We start from the raw sequence: 17,254 nt of genomic DNA on the forward strand, positions 1-17,254 counted from the left end.
ATAGTTTTGTAAAATTAAAAAAATGAGAGGGGTAGAGAGATGCAACCTATAAAGAATGAAGAGAGAAAGGTTACTGCTATTATTGCTTTAGTTATGGGAGGGATTGCTTTAGTCACATCATGGATACCATTTGTCAATAATGCTTCTGCCATTCTAGCGATTATTGCTTTTATTTTGGGAGTTATAGCCTTGTTTATTAACTTAAAAAGGAAAAAATCACTCTCTTTAATTTCAATTATGATTGCTGTGGTTTCATTTGTTATTGTTTTAGTGACACAGGCAAGTTATGGGGCTGTATTGGACAATGCATTTGAGAAAAGTAGTGAGCTTACTAGTCGAAAGACAGATAATAAGTCAGGATCAAGTATTTCTGATTCGAATAGTAGTAAAAAGACCTATAAGGTAGGTGATAAAATCACTTTTGATGGTAAATTAGAAATTACCATTACATCAGTCGAATGGACTGATGAACGAAATATGTTCGATGATAGTAATCCAGAAAAAGTATTGAAAGTTACTTATGATATAACCAATCTTTCAGATGAAGACTATCCTGTTGGTAGTGAGTTGAATCTTTATGCTGGGGGAGAAAAAATGGAGACTTATCCAAATGACAATACGTTTGAGACTATTTCATCAGGACGTTCATACCAAGGAGCCACCCAGCATTTTGGCGTCACTAGTGATGGTGATTTGGAATTGGAAATTGAACCATCATTTTCAGTTGATGGGAATCCCGTTATTGTTAAATTAGAAAGATAGGTCAAAATTTATGAACAAACTAGCTTTACCTATTCTATTTATCTTTGTTGGCATTATTTTGCTTGCTCTAAATCCTTGGATTGGTACGGCCATGATTGTTTCTGGGATATTTTACCTAGCTCTAGTTATTAGGAGAGACTAATATGGTATTACTTAAACGATTTTCTCCTTTTAAGCAGATGGGAAAGTTCTTAAAGCAGAAGGTTCCGCGCTGGAGAAGTCTATTGATTTTGGGCCTTGTCATAGCTATTTCACTTGGTTTCTATACGTATGGTCGTATCAGGGCCTCACAGCAGTCAGAACCTAGTCAGACTTCTTATACTTCTGTTACTTCTTTGGAAAAGGTTAATCAGGTGGCTTTTCTCAATGTTGGTATTCAAAAAATAGTGACTTCAAAGGAAACGACAAAAGTTCTTTTTACAGATTTGGATATCCCGTTTTCAGAGAAAGAAGCGGTGATTATTCTTAACTACCAAGCCAAATTTGGAATAAAAAAAGGAGTGCGGGTGGATGAAAAGGAAGATTCTCATTACACTGTTAGTATTCCTAAGTTTGAAGTTATCGGTTTTGAACTAGCAGAGGAACACCCTTATCAACTTTATAATACTTCTGGTGGACTGCTTAGCTATTCAACCAAGGATATCGATACTGGAAAGCTTGTGACAGACAGCCTTTCTAATAAGGAGCAGGAGGAGTATTTGAAACGTTACCAGAGTCTTGTCAAAGATTCAGCTAAAGAATATTATCAGCAAATTATTACTTCTATTGATAAGAAGGCAAAGGTTACTTTTGTTTTCCAAAAGTAATTTCTGATTCATAGAGAGATACTATCCTCCTTGAGATTGGCGCATAAGGCTAATTTTAGGAGGATTTTTTGAAGTCAGTTATTCTGTTGGCCTCTCTATCTTGGCTGAAATTATGCTATAATAAAAGATACTATCATATTTTGGAGAAAGCTGTGAGTATTGAAGATTATATACCCACCTTTGCGGTGGAAGCTGTTTATGATTTGACACCTGAAAGCCTGCGTAAGCATGGGATTTCTGCGGTACTGGTGGATTTGGATAATACCTTGATTGCTTGGAATAATCCTGATGGGACACCGGAGCTGCGGGAGTGGTTGGATGATATGACAGAGGCTGGAATACCAGTGGTCGTCGTCTCCAATAATAAATTTGAACGTGTTCAGCGTGCGGTTGAACCTTTCCATGTGGATTTTGTCAGCCGTGCTATGAAGCCCTTTACTCGTGGTATTGACAAGGCGATTGAACGCTATAGCTTTGATCGCGATGAGGTTGTCATGGTTGGTGATCAGCTAATGACAGATATTAGGGCTTGTCATCGAGCGGGTATTCGCTCGATTTTAGTCAAGCCATTGGTAAGATCGGATGCTTGGAATACCAAGTTTAATCGTGCCAGAGAGCGCCGTGTGATGCGAAAGATTGCTAAGCAATACGGTGATATTATTTATAAAAAGGAAATTTAATGGAAGAATTACTCTGTATTGGCTGTGGAGCCAAGATTCAAAGCGAGAATAAGGAAGCTGCTGGCTATACCCCCCGCTCCAGTGTTGAGAAGGCGACAGAAAGCGACAGTGATCTTTATTGTCAGCGCTGTTTTCGCCTGCGCCACTACAATGATATCGTCGATGTCCATATTAGTGATGATGAATTTCTGACCTTACTGCATGAAGTTGGCGATAGTCAGGCATTGGTTGTCAATGTTGTAGACATTTTTGACCTTAACGGCTCTGTTATTCCGGGTCTCAGTCGCTTTGTATCTGGTAACGATGTCCTCTTAGTGGGGAACAAAAAAGATATTCTACCTAAATCTGTTAAAGATAGCAAGGTTACTCAGTGGCTGCGCGAGCGTGCTCACGAAGAAGGTCTGCGGCCAGTCGATGTCCTATTGACCAGTGCCCAGAATCATTATGCTATCAAGGAATTAATTGAGCGGATTGAGGAGCTTCGTGCTGGCCGTGATGTCTATGTTGTCGGTGTGACCAATGTCGGTAAATCCACCTTAATCAATGCCGTGATTAGTGAGATTACTGGGGATAAAAATGTGATTACGACATCACGCTTTCCTGGAACAACACTGGATAAGATTGAGATTCCTCTGGATGATGGTAGCTATATCTTTGACACACCGGGGATTATTCACCGCCATCAAATGGCTCACTATCTCAGTGCCAAGGATCTCAAGTATGTCAGCCCTAAAAAAGAAATCAAACCTAAAACCTACCAGCTTAATCCTGAACAGACCCTATTTTTAGGAGGTTTGGCTCGTTTTGATTTTATTAAGGGAGATAAACAAGGTTTTACCGCTTATTTTGATAATAATCTTGACTTGCGTCGGACTAAGTTGGCTGGAGCAGATGATTTTTATGATAAGCATCAAGGCGATCTTCTGGTACCACCGCATGCTAAAGACTTAGCTGAGTTTCCTGCTCTTGTCCGCCATGAGTTCACGGTTACGGACAAGATCGATATCGTCTACTCAGGTCTCGGCTGGATTCGTGTTAAGGCAAGCAGTAGTCAGCCTGTTAAGGTAGCTGCCTGGGCACCGGACGGGGTCGGTGTGGTTATCCGCAAGGCCCTAATTTAAAAAATGAAATAGAAGGAATACATATGCTTACATCAAAACAACGTGCCTATCTCAATAGTCAGGCACATGCTATGAAACCCATTGTGCAGATTGGCAAGAACGGCCTTAATGATCAGATTAAAACCAGCGTCCGCAATGCCCTAGATGCACGTGAGCTTATCAAGATAAAGCTATTGCAAAACACTGATGAGACCATTCATGAGGTTGCTGAAATTTTAGAAGAAGAAATTGGGGCGGATTCTGTTGCTAAAACGGGTCGTGTTCTTACCCTTTATAAGCAGTCTGCTAAGAAGGAAAATCGCAAATTATCACAGAAGGTAAAGGAGCTCTGAGCTTAAGTTTTTTATAATGTTGCAGGAAATGTGACACTTGTTAATCCCCTTGAAAAGCCCTCTTGTCGCTTTTTACCAGCCGCTTTGTCGGCTTTTTCTTTTGTCCTATTTATGCTATAATGGGAGCTAAAAGAGTTGATACGTAAAGCATGAGGAGAAGTCTATGGCACTTGATTTAGTAACGCCATTTACCAAGGTAGAATTGGAGGCAAATGTTGAGGAAACTGGACGTAAGCAGGTTGGGATTTTAGGCGGCAATTTTAACCCTGTTCATAATGCTCATCTGCTTGTTGCTGACCAGGTTCGTCAGCAGTTATGCTTGGATGAAGTTTTTCTAATGCCAGAATATATACCGCCTCATATTGATAAAAAGGAGACCATTGATGAGCAGCACCGTCTCAATATGCTTATGCTGGCTATCAATGGTATCGAAGGTTTGGATATTGAGCCTATTGAGCTAGAGCGCCAAGGCATTAGTTATACCTACGATACGATGAAACTATTGACAGAAGCTCATCCCGATACGGATTATTACTTTATTATTGGGGCAGATATGGTGGAATACCTGCCCAAGTGGCATCGGATTGACGAGCTGGTTGAGCTGGTGCAGTTTGTTGGGGTTCAACGTCCCAAGTATAAAGTTGGAACGTCCTATCCTGTCATCTGGGTTGATGTGCCCCTGATGGATATTTCCTCAACTAGTGTGCGGGAGCTGATTAAGACTGGTCATAATCCCAATTTTATGGTGCCTCAGCCAGTCTTAGCCTATATCAAGAAAGCAGGGCTCTATCGTTGATGTATGAAGAATTTTTAAATTATGGTTACGACAGAGACCGCCTGCTGGAGCAAATGAAAATGACGCTGAGTGATAAGCGGTTTCAGCACTGTTTGGGGGTTGAAATGGCTGCCAGACATTTGGCAGAGCTCAATCACTATTCGCCTGATAAAGCTGGTTTGGCAGGTCTACTCCATGACTATGCCAAGGAGCTCTCTGATGAGGAGTTTCTGGCTCTGATTGACAAGTATGGTCTAGATCCAGACCTGAAAAACTGGGGCAATAATATTTGGCATGGCAAGGTTGGTATTTATAAGATCCAAGAAGATCTAGGAGTAACAGATTCTGAAATCCTAGCTGCCATTGCAGATCATACGACAGGAAGCAGGGTTATGACAGTCTTAGCTAAGATTGTCTATGTGGCTGATTATATCGAGGACAATCGTCATTTTCCAGGTGTTGAGGAAGCGCGTCGACTGGCTGAGGTATCCTTGGATAAGGCGGTCGCCTATGAGACGGCCCATACCATTGAGCATTTGGCCCACCAAGCTGTGCCCATCTATCCACAGACTATTGAAACCTACAATGCTTATGTCAATTATTTGAAGGAGACCTAGATGGTGACAGCTTTATTGGTTGTAGATGTCCAGACTGGATTAATTAAGGAGCAGCCTTATCAAGTGTCGCTTTTCTTGGAAACTGCAGGGCAAGCCATCAAACAAGCGCGTGCTCGTCAAATTGAGGTGATTTATGTCCGCCATCATGATGATGAGTTGCCAATGGGCAGCAGCGATTGGAAGATATCTGATTCAGTAGCACCTCAAGCAAATGAGTTGATTATTGATAAAGCCTACAATTCGGCTTTTAAAGAGACAGGCTTGCGAGCTTATTTAGCAAGCAAGGGTGTGGAGCGGTTGATTATTGTAGGGATGGCAACTGATTACTGTATCGATACGACGGTCAAGGTGGCTTTTGAGATGGGTTATGAAGTTGCTGTGGTGGAACATGGTACGACGACCTTTGGGACATCAGATATCCCAGCAAATATCTTGATTGACTACTATGAGACGATTTGGCATGACCGCTTTGCTCAGGTTTTGCCTCTGGAGAGACTATTTAATTAAAGGAAATAAAGATTAATGACTAAAGACGAACTTTTAGAATTGGTTGTTAAAGCTGCTGATGAAAAGCGGGCTGAAGATATTGTTGTTCTTGATTTAGCTGGTTTAAGCAGTTTGACAGATTATTTCGCCATCATGAGTGCTATGAACAGCCGTCAGTTGGAAGCTATTTCGGATAATATCCGTGAGAAGGTTAAAGAAGCACGCGGTGATGCTAGTCACATTGAAGGGGATAGCAAGACCGGCTGGGTTCTCCTTGATCTCAATGATGTGGTCGTCCATATCTTTACCGAAGAAGCACGCGACCACTATAATCTGGAAAAACTCTGGCACGAAGCACCACTGGTGGATGTGACGGCCTATCTTGGATAATAATGAGCAGTCGCTGAGACTGCTTTTTTAGAATAGGGATAAGAGATATGACAACTTATGAAACTTTTGCGAGAGTCTATGACAGTATCATGGACGATTCACTTTATGATCAGTGGACGGACTTTTCGCTGCGCCATTTTCCAAAAACAAAAAATGCCAAACTCCTAGAGTTGGCTTGTGGGACGGGGATTCAGTCTATTCGTTTTAAGCAGGCAGGATTCGATGTGACAGGGCTGGACTTAAGTGAAGAGATGCTGAACTTAGCCCGCCAACGTGCCCAGTCTGCCCACCTTGACATTCCCTTTATTCAGGGAAATATGCTGGATTTATCGCCTATCGGAACCTTTGATATGGTGACCTGTTATTCGGATTCCATCTGCTACATGGAAGATGAGGTCGGTGTTGGTGATGTCTTCGCGCAGGTTTACCAGCATCTCAATGATGGTGGGGTCTTTATCTTTGATGTGCATTCTACCTATCAGACAGATGAGGTTTTCCCTGGCTACGCTTACCATGAAAATGCGGAAGACTTTGCTATGGTCTGGGACAGCTACGAAGATGAAGTTCCACATTCAGTCGTGCATGAGCTGACTTTCTTCATCCAAGATGAGGATGGACGCTTTACACGCTTTGACGAGATCCACGAAGAGCGCACCTATGAACTGTTGACCTACGATATCTTGCTGGAGCAGGCAGGTTTCAAAAAGGTGACAGTCTATGCCGACTTTGAAGACAAAGAGCCGACAGAAACAAGTAAAAGATGGTTCTTTGTGTGTGCGAAGTAGGAAGGAACAGTTATGAAGAATTTAGCTTTTGTCATAGGCTTGGCGCTAGCGGGCATTGATCCTGTTGGCATGATATTGCTGATGACCATGCAGGCAGTGGGTTTATCTCCTAAAAAAGTCTATCTTTTTGGTGGCTTAGTCCTGTTTGGAACGGCTTTGCTGGGTTTCATTTTATCACTCATACTGGGTAATGAGATATCGAATCTAGCGCAAGTCCTTGGTCAACTTCCTGATAGAGTATGGGCTTGGATTTATTTGGCGCTTATTGCTGTCTTAATAGCTTGGGGAGTCAAACGCCTGATGGCAGTAGAAGATTTGGACAGTCAAAATAGCCCAAAGAGCAGCAAAGGAATCTACGCAGCAGCGGTCTTCATGATTTATACAGCCATCGTGGATCCAACTTTTTTAGCCGTGCTAGCTTTGTCCGGTCAAGTCAATGATACTTTCTTATCGCTGCTTTACAATTTTCTCTGGGTATTTATCAGCCAAAGTCCGCTCTTCTTGCTGATTTTAGCTGTTATGTGCAACAAACATCATATCTTTATTGATAAATTTAATGCTTTCTATAAAAGATATCGGCAACCTATCAGATATGGTGTCACAGGAATTATCTTTTTATCAGCTATTATTTTGATAGTTGATCTATCTTCTTATTGTTTTTTAGATAACTGGATTTTAGGCTAAAATGGAGGGAAGCCCGTGACCACAACTGGCATCATCGCTGAATTCAATCCTTTTCACAATGGGCACAAGTATCTGCTCGATCAAGTAGAAGGTGTCAAGATCATAGCTATGTCTGGTAATTTTGTCCAGCGGGGGGAGCCTGCCCTTGTGGATAAGTGGACAAGAGCCCAGATGGCTTTGGAAAATGGTGCTGACTTAGTCGTTGAGCTGCCGTTTTTGGTGTCGGTTCAGTCGGCTGATTATTTTGCTCAGGGTGCTGTGGATATATTGGCACGATTGGGCATTGATCAGCTGGTCTTTGGAACCGAGGAAGCTCTGGATTACCAAGCTATTTCAGATACTTATGCAGCTAGGGGGACTGAGATGGAGACTTTTCTTTCCCAGTTACCTGACAGTCTGTCTTATCCCCAGAAGACCCAGAAAATGTGGGAAAGGTTTGCTGGTGTAGATTTTTCTGGAGATACGCCCAATCATATTCTGGGGCTAGCTTATGCTAAGGCTTGTGCAGCCTATGGTATCAAGCTAACGCCTATTTCGCGTATTGGGGCAGGCTATCATTCCGACAGCAAGCGAGAGCAAATTGCCTCAGCCACTGCTATTCGTAAACATCTGGGCGATCGAGAATTTTTAGAGCAAACTATGCCTAGCCTTCAGCTGTTGGAGCGGGCAACTACGGTCAGCTGGACAGATTATTTTTCCTTGCTCAAGTATCAAATCCTGACAAATCTTGATTTGACTGCTATTTTTCAGGTCAATGAGGAGCTGGTTAGCCGAATCAAAGAGTCTATTAAGACGGCGGTTGATTTTGATGATTTGGTTGATAAGGTGGCGACAAAACGCTACACTAAGGCGCGCGTGCGGAGAATTTTGACCTATATTTTGGTCAATGCTAGAGAAGCAGCCTTACCAAAGGCTATCCATGTCCTAGGTTTCACTGAAAAAGGCCAGCAACACCTCAAGTCTGTGAAAAAATCTGCGGAGATTATCACTCGTATCGGTGCTAAACCGTGGGATGCTATGGCCCAGCAAGCCGACAGAGTTTACCAACTGGGCGATCCCAATATTCAGGAACAAAACTGGGGACGGGTGCCGGTGAGGGTTAAGAAAGGAGAAGTGTAATATGGAAATAAGTAATGTTAAAATTTTAAAGAGACTAAGGAGAAAGCAACGAATAAGAGTGAAAATTAATGATGCTCTATCAATCTGTGAGACTATATTTCAGGATATAAGTAATAATTGGAAATTAGTATTTGGAGTTGATGTCGTAGTTTTAGCGATCCTCTTATTTCTTAATCCAATTGCTATAAAGCTTCTTTCTGTTACTGAAGAAACAATTTACATTATTGAAATTGTAGCAGTTATTGTTGGCTCTTTAGTGAAATTGATATCAATATCAAAATTCATCGAAATAATAAACAAAAGGAAAATTTCCAGATGGGAATACTTATGGCGGTGGATTTATATAGTGTCAGCATTTTTCTTGCTAAGATTATTAGCACATTCATTTCGAAATATTATTTTACTAAAATGTGGTCTTACTGATGTTGTTGGTTTGTTATTATATCTATTCATAAATTTATTTCTTTATTTATCTGATGATTGGATTTATAAGAAGAAGATTTACGGGCATATCTTGGCTGATATCATTACCATCATTGTCGGCCTTATTATTTATTTTTTATATTCCCAATTAAACATTGATCTATCTGAAAATAATAAAGTCACTTTTGATGTACTAATTTGGTTTGCGATTTACATTGTTAGAGCTTTTTTTATTAGCAAAATTAAGGAAAAAACTGCAAAAGTTGTTACTAAACTAGGTGTTAGGTTGAAAAATAATACTAAAGTTTATCTTGCATCGGAATTTTACTCGTTTTATATATTTTGTGCTTATTTTCTAACAAGTTTGCAATTGAAATCGAATGGTACAAAATTTAATAAATTTTTTTCAATAATTTTTGTTTATATATTGGTTTTATATTTAAGAACATGGTTTTACGAAAAATATGTTTTGCCTAAAGCAGAATTTAATATTATGTTACGTGGCAGCATTGGTGTTTTTATTTATATTGCTATTACAACATTTGTAAAATTCGAAATCATTTCTTGGATTTTTCCATTAATTTTATCTTTTATGATCAATAATATAATTGAACTTAGCAGTCAAAATAGACTCCTAGTATATATTAGAATAAGTCCAAATTTAAGGAGTATCTTTATTAAACTTACTCTAATGTTATATCTTAGTCTTTTTATTGATTATCTTTTGAACGAACATAAAATGCTGATTATTTCAAAGATAATAAAAAATTCTTTTTATATTCATTTATTTGGCAAGAATAATATATTTAATAATTTTACTTTTTTTCCCATCTTGTCACTTATTCTAGGGTTTGCAATTTATCTTTTAATCACATATGTCATAGATCAATTTTTTAAAAATCCAGCATTTGTCTATCAATATCGTAAAATAGATAAACTGAAATATATGAAAAAACGGCAGCGAAAGTTATGATAGGAAGAACTTGTACAATTTATTGACAAGTTTTTTCTTTTATTTTATACTGTGGTTAAATATTAGGAATTAGTGAGGTTTTATCATGGAAGCAGTCGTTTATTCAACTTTTCGTAATAATCTCAAAGACTATATGAAAAAGGTCAATAATGAATTTGAACCGCTTATAGTTGTTAATAAAAATCCTGATGAAGATATCGTTGTTCTTTCCAAAAGTGAGTGGGATAGTATTCAGGAGACCCTTCGAATTTCACAAAATAAATATCTTTCGGATAAGATTATTGAAGGGCTTGCTCAAGCAAGAGCGGGTCAGGTTAAAGTTCATGAGATTGAGGATTAGTTATGCCTATGAAATTTACAGATTCTGCGTGGAGGGATTACTGTTATTGGCAGAATCAGGATAAAAAGACACTCAAGCGCATTAATAGGATTTTAAAAGATGTTCAACGTTCTCCTTTTGAAGGAATCGGTAAGCCTGAACCCTTAAGGCACGATTATCAGGGAGCATGGTCAAGACGAATTGATGCTGAAAATCGTCTCGTTTATCTAATTGAAGATGATGGTGTCACTTTCATTTCACTACGGGATCATTACTAAATTTAATCTCCAAGTTTTTTGGAGATTTTTCTTTCTTTCTCTTGACCCTTACGCTGCGTTATGGTTTATACTCATAATTGAGGTGAACAGGGCCTAGATTCCTGTGAAAATAGATAAGCCTTTCTAAGTGTGTGATCACTTTTATCAGGCTTACTAAGTTCTGGAAGTGTGCGGCCTTAGTATCCTCAGTAGAGAGGAGGTTTCTATGAAGACCGTTAAGGAGATGAGTCAGCTGTCGGGTGTCAGTGTGCGCACACTGCATTATTATGATGAGATCGATCTGCTCAAGCCCAGTCAGGTGGCTGAGAATGGCTATCGCTATTATGATCATCAGGCGATAGAGCGCCTTCAGGAAATCTTGCTGTTTCGGGAGCTGGAATTTCCTCTCAAAACCATTAAGAAGATTGTGGATAGTCCGAGCTATGACCGCAAGGTAGCTTTGACCAAGCAGATAGCCCTTTTGGAGGCCAAAAAGGCGCACTTGGAGGGCGTTTTGGCGCATGCTCGTCGTCTGCAAGAAGGAGGAGATACGATGACATTTACCGCTTATGATAAGTCTCAGCTGCAAGCCCTTGAGACTGAGGCCAAGGAGCGTTGGGGTGATACCCGGGCTTATCAAATTTTTGAGGCCAAGACGGATAAGGAAGCTTTTGCCCAAGTGACTGATGAGATGTTGACTATCATGGCTGAATTTGGAAGTCTGAAAGATTTGGATGTTGCCGATAACAAGGTCCAAGCCCAAGTCAAGGTTCTGCAGGATTATATTTCAGATCATTTTTACCCTTGTAGTCCTGAAATCTTAGCCGGACTTGGAAAAATGTATGCGGCTGATAATCGTTTCAGTCAAACCATTGACCAAGCTGGCGGAGCAGGGACTGCTGACTTTGTTAGCTGTGCCATTGAACAGTATTGCCTATAGAGGGTGAGAAAAGGTTATATAAAAAGGGAAACTCTTTTGAGTTCCCTTTTTTGGTAAGGATTAATGAATTAAAGTAGCCTTCCCTTTATCGTCAAGTTGGTAGGTATGGCCTTCATAATCCAATGTTCGATTGGTCCAAAGTTCACCAGAGTCAGGGTCGAAGTAGTACTGATTGCCATCTATATCAACCAATTTCCCCTTGACTTGGATGCCAATACTGTTTGTAAATTGCTGGCGCTTATATTCTTCACCGACTCCTTTATCGATATGACCAAGACTGAAGTAGTAGGTTTTGCCATCAATCACCTGCCAGCCGGTTAGGACTTTTCCATTAGCATCTAGATAGCGCCACTCATTTCGATCTGGGTATGCTTGATACCAGCCGCTTGACTTGAGTTCTCCGTTTTCTTTATCAAAGCCATAAACATCCTGATCAACGCCTTGAGCTCCGTTTGCGCGTGTGTATGCCGGCTGATAGATGCTTGCATTTTCGGGTTCTACGGTATAGTAGGTTTTGCCATCTTTTTCATACCAACCCTGTTGCAGTTTACCATCAGCACCAAAGTAGCCAACCTGATTATTATAAGATGGATTATAGCCAAATGATGCGAGGCTATAAGGCACTAAGGTGTCTGTGACAACTTGGTCATCTTTGATGTAGTAGATATCATCTTCCACAGTGACAGGGCGTGGATAATTGCTGGAAACGGATTGACCGCCAGCTCCAAAGTAATAGCGTTTGCCATCGATGGTTTGGAAACCTCCAACCCCATAGCCATCTTTACCAAAGTAATAGGTGCTGTAATAGCGACTATCCTTGAAACCGTAGAGAGCGTGGTCTTCATCTAAAATAATTTTATTTTTTACCATTTCCCCTGTTTCTTTATCGAAATAATAATTTTTATGATCGATAACGGTCAAGCCCTTAGCATAGTTACCATCTTCTAGTTGATAATAAGTTTTGCCATCTTCCTTGGTAATAAAACCGTAGTTTTCCTGGGCTTTGCCATCCTGTCCTAGGGTGTAATCTTTTCCATCAACAGTTACCGTCTCTATCTTCGGATATCCCAGAGGCATTGAAGGATTATTGTTTTTATCAATAGTGACTGTTTTATTTTTAACCAGTTCACCAGTATTGGGGTCAAAGTAATATTTGGCACCATCGATAATTAGCATTTGTCCCTTAATCTGTCCAAATCTAGTCCGATGATCATAATAGTATGTTGTGTCTTCTGGTTTAGCGAAGTAGTAGGTCTTGCCATCAATAGTTTTCCAGCCTTCAGCCAGCTGTCCGTCTTCATTGGCATAGTAATAACCCTGATAGTCCTCGGTATTGACTTGAATAAAGGCATTTTTTACAGGACGACCATTGCTGTCAAGATAGTAGTAGCCAGCAGCACTGCCGTCTAAACCTTGTTCTTGCTGGTGATAGACGGTATTTTTATATTGTCCGCCGTACTTTTTGTCAAAGTGATAGAGCACTCCGTCGATAAGCTGATCGCCTTTAACGGCTTTGCCATCTTCTCCAATATAGAGCCAGCCTGTTTGATGGGCACTTCGCTTGATGTTAGTTGGATAGTCTTTATCATAGACAAAACGGTTGCTGACAGTACTGCCGTTTTCATCGTAATAGATAATGTCAGACTGGCCTTTGGTGAAGGTTCTGCTGACTTGGTCACGGTACTGAGCTGCTCTGGCTGCTTCTCCTTCTAGGATAATACCTGTATCTTTATCTGTGACGATAGCTTTTCCATATTTATCATAACCGATTCCTTTGAGCTGACGACCGTCTTGTTTAAAGTAGTAATTCAGACCGTCAATCGTCTGATAACCATAAACTAATCGCCCATATTCGTCAGTATAGTAGTAAACGGTTTTTCCTGAGTCTTCATCAATGTGAGGGATGAATTGCTCCTTGAGGAGTGCACCATCTTGGCTGTCGAAGTAGTAACGGGAACTCCGAACTTTTATGATTCCTCCGGTGCGATTTACATTACCATCTTCATCAAAATAGTAAGTCTTCCCGTCAATGTCCGCAAAGTTATCTTTTATTTGATAACCCTTCTTGAAATAAACTTGTTTGTTATCGGCAGTCTGCCAGCCAGTGACACCATTGCTATCGGTAATACTGAAATCATCATCGAAATAATAGGTCTTCCCATTAATAGCATTTAAACCAGTGACTTCTAGTCGACTGCCATCTTCAGCAAAGTAATAGGTCTTAGAATCAGGGGTAATCCCAAATTTGTCAGTAATGACTTGTCCGCTGTCACTATCAAGATAATAAGTTTTGCCATTGTTCTCAGCAATGTTGCCTTTAGCTTGATTGCCATTTTTGTCGAAGTACATTTTTTGACCGTTGATGGTTTGCCAGCCAGTTACTTTTTGTTTATTGGCATCGAGGAAGTACCACTGACCGTTTTCTTCGTTGAATGAATTAGCCGCTTGGCTGTTGTTTGGTGCTTGGATGGTTAATTCAGCAGGCTGAGCCGGTGTTGCTGGTTGAGCTGCCTGATTGTTAGCTGGTGCCTCTTGTTTCTCGGCTGCTTGGTCATTTTGGGCGTCGGCTTGTTTATTATTAGCTTGGATATCTTGATTATCAGCTACCTTGTCGTCTTGTTCAGCCGTTTGCTTAGCTTCTTCAGCTTGACCTTGGTCGCCACCTGATCCATCTTGGCCAGGAGCCACCTCAGGTGTGTCTTGAGCTTGTTTTTGTTCGGCTGCTGGAGTTTCTTGCTGCACAACAGGTGCCTGTTCTGCTTTTTGGTCACCAGCCTGATTAGCTGGTGTGTTTTGCTGAGCAGCTGCCTGTTCTTGAGGAGCTGGTGCCACTTGGTCAGCGCTGGCTTGACTGCCCGCTGCAAAAAGTGCTGTAGCAGCTGTTGCGGTTACCGCGATAGTCACCCAGTGTTTTTTGACTTTATGCAGTTTGAAGCGTGTTTGTTTTTCCATAGAAAATACCCTCACTTTAAAATAATTTTTCTTCATTTTAGCATAATTTTACAGCTATTCTTTGCCATCTTAGAAAAGATAATTAATTGTAATTTTTGAGATACAACACTAATAAAACTAAATTTTATTAGAAATGTTGAAAAATCAGTCTATATCAAAGCTGATATCTGTGCACTTTATGATGGGACTGGTTCTTAAAATTACTTACTAACAACTAGTTCTAAGTATCGAAAAGCTTGTCGTTCAAATCTAGAAGCATTCTTGGACAGCTCTAATGTCGAATTTGTCCCATTTTCTTGTTTTTTCTTTTCATATAACTGTGGTGCTTGGTCACTGCTCTCTCGCCCCGGTGTTTTTAGGTCAAATTTTAAGATCATAAAAGTAAAAACAAAGTACCAGACCGCCGTGGCTACCAGACCGATCAGAATCTGTGTCAGATAGGTTGCACTGTGAAATTTCCACAAGGGCAACCAATCCAGTCCCAACCAGTTAATTAAGCCGCCGCCAAAGTCTCCCACGACTCCGAAATAGTAGGAGACCGTGGCTAAAATGGCATCTAAACCAGCGTGAACAAACCATAAGGCAGGAGCAGCAAATAAGAAAGTGAATTCAATCGGCTCTGTGATACCTGTTAAAATAGCTGTTAGGGCAGCTGGCGCGACAATGGCAATCGTCTGTTTCCTTTTTTCCTTATGAGCCGTTTTGATAAATGCTAGTGCCAACCCTAGGGTTCCGAACACCTTAGACATACCTGACAGGGCGAAACCACCAATGGGATAGAGTTCTTTAAGGGTGGCCGAGTCGGTTTGAAAGTTAGAAATATGCGATGCCCAGTAGGCCGACATTCCTCCTTTTACAACAGCGTCATCATAGGCAAATGGGGCATAAACGAAATGGTGCAAACCGGTTGGGATGAGTAATTTTTGCAGGAGCTCGTAAATAAACACCCCCAGATTCCCTGAATGGACAAAGAACCCCTGCATATTTTTTATCCCATCTTGTAAAAAAGGCCAAACGAAGCATGTTACCAGAGCTAGAGGCATCATCACAAAGAAACCGATACTAACGATAAATACCGAACCGCTAAAAATGGAGAGGATTTCAGGCAGGACCTTGTCGTAATAGCGGTTGTGTAAATACACTGCAACTCCTGACACCATTAAGGAGCCCAACATGCCAGTGTCCAAGGTTACGATTCCTGCAACAGAAGCCAGTCCAGATCCATCTGTAACCTTGTTTGTCATGTGAACGCCAAAGGAATCTGGCCATAGTGTTAAGATTTCATTGATAAAGTAATTGAAAACAAGGTAGATAACCAAGGCTTCCATTACCGCGCGGGCAGCATTTTTTTTGGCTAGGCTGATTGGAAGACCGACGACAAATAAAATAGGTAGCTGAAAGAAAGGAGTCCAAGCACCTGCTGCTATAACCATCCAAAATTTGGTCCATGTGGTATTAGGGGCTGCAATGTCTCCCATAATGACCTGATTTGAGAATAGGAGGGCAAGTTCAATGACTAGACCGAAAAAGGAAAAGAGCATGACTGGGGCAATCATAGCCCCGCCAAAACGCTGTAATTTATTTAACATTTTTAACCTCCTCGTATTAAGATACAAAGGGCGTAAAAAGCGACTAGGATTTTAGGAAGGTGACGCTGTGTGCTGGCACACAAGGAAGCTTATCTAAATCCCAAGCTTTTAGCCCGTGTTCAGTTAAGTTTTTGTGTATAGCTATTGTATCCGGCTAGCCATACGCTTGATATAGATCATTAAATAGAAAATTTCATCGTCAGTACAAATTTTTTCAAGTCTGTCTTCCAAAAAACCAATAATACGTTTGGTACAGATATAAACCTCAGGTTCCTTCTCTCTGATAGTATCTATGAATGAACGGAAGTCTCCCTGACTGACCTGCTCATTATTCTTGATTCGTTTGAGGTAATAGCGAAGGTGCATCACAAAACGGTTGTATTCAAAACTTTTGGTATTGATATTGGTGTCAAACTCTTGTTTCAATATGATAGTTATTTGATTAATCAGATAACCATCACTATGTCCATCAATATCTGTGATGTTTTCTTTAGATTCCAATTGGGAATTAATAAGGTGCATGGCAATTGCAGCAATTTCTGTATTTGGTAGTTCAATCCCCAACTCCTGTTTAATCAGATCAACTGCAAAATGCCCTAAAGCAGTTTCTTCTGGGTAAAACTGTTCGATTTCGTAGGTAAAAGGCAGCTGGAGTTCACCGTAATGCTGGCCTCTTTGAATGGCAAAATTGATATGGTCTGCTAAAGTAAAAATCAGATTGCGGTTAAAGGAGTTTCTGATTCTAGCTTTTGCTTGGTGGACAATGTTTTCTGAGACGTCAAATTTTACTTTATCTGTTTTTGTAGTGATTATAAAAGGTCAGTAAAAGTCAAAAAAACTATTGACCTTTGCTGACTAATGGTGTATACTAGAGTCACAGGGATGAAAGGAGCCCTTGCTAAAGATTATCATTACTTGTCGGTCTTGGAGGCATTTTATTTTTTGATAAATAGTCAGTAAAGGTCAGTGTTTTCGATAGCTATTCGAAGCTTAGATGCCTGGCAAAATTTTACGACGTAAGGTCAGTGATAGTCAAAATTGAGATATGGTATTTGACCGTTCCTACGGTTCAGCAGAAAGAAATAAGAATGATCTGTCATCCTTTCCTAATTCTTTGAGTTGTCTAGTGGTTTAGTGTCATATATCTGCACAGGTCTGTATCCCTGCAGAGTTCAACGGGCTGGAGAAGGTCTGCTGAAGCTCATTGCTTAAAAATGAAAGGAAACATTAGTTAAGCAAGCATT

At 40.5% G+C, this 17,254-nt stretch carries 20 protein-coding genes; 17 read left to right on the forward strand and 3 right to left on the reverse strand.

Translation table 11 applies throughout. The features are described 5' to 3' along the window. The first annotated feature begins 39 nt into the window (after positions 1 to 39). The 17 genes from ACVR1G_RS04155 (at position 40) to ACVR1G_RS04235 (ending at position 11,469) form a co-directional block, all read left to right on the forward strand. Positions 40 to 762, forward strand: coding sequence for an immunity protein (locus tag ACVR1G_RS04155; protein WP_447451931.1), 723 nt, complete (start codon positions 40 to 42; stop codon positions 760 to 762). Positions 763 to 772: 10 nt separating this feature from the next. After that, positions 773 to 904: a hypothetical protein gene (locus tag ACVR1G_RS04160; RefSeq protein WP_447451932.1), complete on the forward strand. Its 132-nt coding sequence runs from the start codon at positions 773 to 775 to the stop codon at positions 902 to 904. 37 nt (positions 905 to 941) lie between these two features. Then, positions 942 to 1,568: a DUF4230 domain-containing protein gene (locus ACVR1G_RS04165; protein WP_447451976.1), complete on the forward strand. Its 627-nt coding sequence runs from the start codon at positions 942 to 944 to the stop codon at positions 1,566 to 1,568. A 152-nt stretch (positions 1,569 to 1,720) separates the two neighbouring features. After that, positions 1,721 to 2,248: a YqeG family HAD IIIA-type phosphatase gene (locus ACVR1G_RS04170; protein ID WP_447451933.1), complete on the forward strand. Its 528-nt coding sequence runs from the start codon at positions 1,721 to 1,723 to the stop codon at positions 2,246 to 2,248. After that, the gene (gene yqeH, locus ACVR1G_RS04175) at positions 2,248 to 3,369 is read left to right on the forward strand and encodes a ribosome biogenesis GTPase YqeH (RefSeq protein WP_447451934.1); all 1,122 of its coding nucleotides are present in this window, start codon (positions 2,248 to 2,250) and stop codon (positions 3,367 to 3,369) included. The genes ACVR1G_RS04170 and yqeH overlap by 1 nt, the downstream gene beginning before the upstream one ends. 23 nt (positions 3,370 to 3,392) lie before the next feature. Continuing rightward, positions 3,393 to 3,701, forward strand: a complete 309-nt coding sequence (gene yhbY / locus ACVR1G_RS04180) for a ribosome assembly RNA-binding protein YhbY (RefSeq protein ID WP_447451935.1) — start codon at positions 3,393 to 3,395, stop codon at positions 3,699 to 3,701. Between the two features lie 163 nt (positions 3,702 to 3,864). Then, on the forward strand, positions 3,865 to 4,497 hold the full coding sequence (locus ACVR1G_RS04185; RefSeq protein WP_447451936.1) for a nicotinate-nucleotide adenylyltransferase: 633 nt from the start codon (positions 3,865 to 3,867) through the stop codon (positions 4,495 to 4,497). Next, entirely contained in the window at positions 4,497 to 5,093 is a 597-nt protein-coding gene (gene yqeK / locus ACVR1G_RS04190; protein ID WP_447451937.1) for a bis(5'-nucleosyl)-tetraphosphatase (symmetrical) YqeK, read from the forward strand. The genes ACVR1G_RS04185 and yqeK overlap by 1 nt, the downstream gene beginning before the upstream one ends. Beyond that, positions 5,094 to 5,600, forward strand: a complete 507-nt coding sequence (locus tag ACVR1G_RS04195; RefSeq protein ID WP_447451938.1) for a cysteine hydrolase family protein — start codon at positions 5,094 to 5,096, stop codon at positions 5,598 to 5,600. Between the two features lie 15 nt (positions 5,601 to 5,615). Then, a complete protein-coding gene (gene rsfS / locus ACVR1G_RS04200) occupies positions 5,616 to 5,969 on the forward strand; it encodes a ribosome silencing factor (RefSeq protein WP_447451939.1) in 354 nt (117 codons plus the stop codon). A 47-nt stretch (positions 5,970 to 6,016) separates the two neighbouring features. Further along, entirely contained in the window at positions 6,017 to 6,754 is a 738-nt protein-coding gene (locus ACVR1G_RS04205) for a class I SAM-dependent DNA methyltransferase (RefSeq protein WP_447451940.1), read from the forward strand. A 12-nt stretch (positions 6,755 to 6,766) separates the two neighbouring features. Then, positions 6,767 to 7,438 (forward strand): hypothetical protein, encoded by a 672-nt coding sequence (locus ACVR1G_RS04210; RefSeq protein ID WP_447451941.1) that lies wholly within the window; start codon positions 6,767 to 6,769, stop codon positions 7,436 to 7,438. A 15-nt stretch (positions 7,439 to 7,453) separates the two neighbouring features. Next, on the forward strand, positions 7,454 to 8,557 hold the full coding sequence (locus ACVR1G_RS04215; RefSeq protein ID WP_447451942.1) for a nucleotidyltransferase: 1,104 nt from the start codon (positions 7,454 to 7,456) through the stop codon (positions 8,555 to 8,557). A gap of 1 nt (position 8,558) precedes the next feature. Then, positions 8,559 to 9,953, forward strand: coding sequence for a hypothetical protein (locus ACVR1G_RS04220; RefSeq protein WP_447451943.1), 1,395 nt, complete (start codon positions 8,559 to 8,561; stop codon positions 9,951 to 9,953). Positions 9,954 to 10,038: 85 nt separating this feature from the next. After that, positions 10,039 to 10,293: a type II toxin-antitoxin system Phd/YefM family antitoxin gene (locus ACVR1G_RS04225; protein WP_447451944.1), complete on the forward strand. Its 255-nt coding sequence runs from the start codon at positions 10,039 to 10,041 to the stop codon at positions 10,291 to 10,293. A gap of 2 nt (positions 10,294 to 10,295) precedes the next feature. Then, a complete protein-coding gene (locus ACVR1G_RS04230) occupies positions 10,296 to 10,550 on the forward strand; it encodes a Txe/YoeB family addiction module toxin (RefSeq protein ID WP_165329226.1) in 255 nt (84 codons plus the stop codon). A gap of 205 nt (positions 10,551 to 10,755) precedes the next feature. Further along, positions 10,756 to 11,469, forward strand: coding sequence for a MerR family transcriptional regulator (locus tag ACVR1G_RS04235; RefSeq protein ID WP_447451945.1), 714 nt, complete (start codon positions 10,756 to 10,758; stop codon positions 11,467 to 11,469). A gap of 60 nt (positions 11,470 to 11,529) precedes the next feature. Here ACVR1G_RS04235 and ACVR1G_RS04240 read toward each other — a convergent pair whose 3' ends face one another. From ACVR1G_RS04240 to ACVR1G_RS04250, 3 genes are all read right to left on the reverse strand, one after another. Further along, a complete protein-coding gene (locus ACVR1G_RS04240; RefSeq protein ID WP_447451946.1) occupies positions 11,530 to 14,421 on the reverse strand; it encodes a KxYKxGKxW signal peptide domain-containing protein in 2,892 nt (963 codons plus the stop codon). Positions 14,422 to 14,621: 200 nt separating this feature from the next. After that, positions 14,622 to 16,010 carry a PTS transporter subunit EIIC gene (locus ACVR1G_RS04245; protein ID WP_447451947.1) on the reverse strand — a complete coding sequence of 463 codons (1,389 nt, stop codon included), beginning with the start codon at positions 16,008 to 16,010 and terminating at the stop codon, positions 14,622 to 14,624. 141 nt (positions 16,011 to 16,151) lie between these two features. Next, the gene (locus tag ACVR1G_RS04250; protein WP_447451977.1) at positions 16,152 to 16,823 is read right to left on the reverse strand and encodes a PRD domain-containing protein; all 672 of its coding nucleotides are present in this window, start codon (positions 16,821 to 16,823) and stop codon (positions 16,152 to 16,154) included. Positions 16,824 to 17,254: the final 431 nt, after the last annotated feature.

The sequence above is a fragment of the Streptococcus dentasini genome, assembly GCF_053206945.1.